Annotated in this window: 2 protein-coding genes; one reads left to right on the forward strand and one right to left on the reverse strand. The window is 71.1% G+C overall.

The features are described from left to right. Positions 1-82: 82 nt before the first annotated feature. Entirely contained in the window at positions 83-445 is a 363-nt protein-coding gene (locus tag D471_RS0122055; RefSeq protein WP_026127969.1) for a DsrE family protein, read from the forward strand. Positions 446-520: 75 nt separating this feature from the next. On the opposite strand, the gene D471_RS0122060 is transcribed toward D471_RS0122055, so the two are convergent. Beyond that, positions 521-1267, reverse strand: coding sequence for a phosphoglyceromutase (locus D471_RS0122060; protein ID WP_017600632.1), 747 nt, complete (start codon positions 1265-1267; stop codon positions 521-523). Positions 1268-1441 lie beyond the last annotated feature (174 nt).

Genomic DNA, 1441 nt, shown 5'->3' on the forward strand with positions numbered 1-1441 from the left:
TCGGCTTCTCGGTCGCCCTCGTGGCCTGCACCGTGGCGGGTGTGGTGCTGATCGCCTTCGGGATCTGAGTAAGCTGGCGCCCATGGCTCGATCGATGGTGATCAAGGTCACCGCGGGGGACGACGCCCCCGAGCGGTGCAATCAGGCGTTCACGGTCGCCGCGGCGGCCCTCGCCAGTGGGGTGGAGGTCTCGCTGTGGCTGACGGGGGAGTCGGCGTGGTTCGCCGTCCCCGGACGCGCGGACGACTTCGAACTCCCGCACGCCGCTCCCCTCGCCGAACTCCTGGCCGCCGTGCTGGCGGCGGGGCGGGTCACCGTGTGCACGCAGTGCGCCGCGCGGCGGAATCTGGAGCAGGAGGACCTGATCGAGGGCGTGCGCATCGCCGGCGCGCCCACGTTCGTCGAGGAGACCTTGGGAGACGGCGTCCAGGCGCTCGTCTACTGACCGGGCCGGACCCCGCACATGACGGTGCCCGCGCCACCGCCGGTGGCACGGGCACGGAACGAACGGGAGCCGGGGCTACTTCTTGCCCTGGTTCGCCACGGCCTGGATGGCGGCCTTGGCGGCCTCCGGGTCCAGGTAGGTGCCGCCCGGGTTGGTGGGCTTGAAGTGCTCGTCGAGGTCGTAGCGCAGCGGGATCCCGGTGGGGATGTTCAGCCCGGCGATGTCGGCGTCGCTGATCCCGTCCAGGTGCTTGACCAGCGCGCGCAGCGAGTTGCCGTGTGCCGCGACCAGTACGGTCTTGCCCGCGGCCAGGTCGGGGACGATGGAGTCGTACCAGTACGGCAGCGCGCGGTCCAGGACGTCCTTGAGGCACTCGGTGCGCGGCAGCAGCTCCTGCGGGAGGTCGGCGTAGCGCTGGTCACCCGCCTGGGAGTAGGGGTCGTCGTCGGCGATCGGCGGCGGCGGGGTGTCGTAGGAGCGGCGCCAGACCATGAACTGCTCGTCGCCGTACTCGTCGCGCGTCTGCGCCTTGTCCTTGCCCTGGAGGGCGCCGTAGTGGCGCTCGTTGAGGCGCCAGGTGCGCCGGACCGGCAGCCAGTGCAGGTCGGCGGTCTCCAACGCGAGGTTCGCGGTGCGGATGGCGCGCTTGAGGAGGGAGGTGTGCAGGATGTCCGGGGTGATCCCGGCCGCCTTCAGCAGCTCCCCGCCGCGGCGGGCCTCGTCCTCGCCCGTGGCGGACAGGTCCACATCCACCCATCCGGTGAACAGGCCCTTCGCGTTCCAGACACTCTCACCGTGTCGCAGCAGTACCAGAGTTCCCATGGCACCAAGCGTATCCATCCCGGTCACCCGCCCCGGGGGCGACCCATACCTGTCGGATGTCGTTTCCCGGGCCGGTCACCCCAGGGGGCTCGTCGTTCGGGCGTCGGCGGGGTTCTTATGGATGGGGCTGCGCCGGAGGCGTCCGTTGAGGGTGGTGGAGGGTGACGGGTGGGC

It is taken from the genome of Nocardiopsis lucentensis DSM 44048, assembly GCF_000341125.1.
Classification (GTDB): Bacteria; Actinomycetota; Actinomycetes; order Streptosporangiales; family Streptosporangiaceae; genus Nocardiopsis; species Nocardiopsis lucentensis.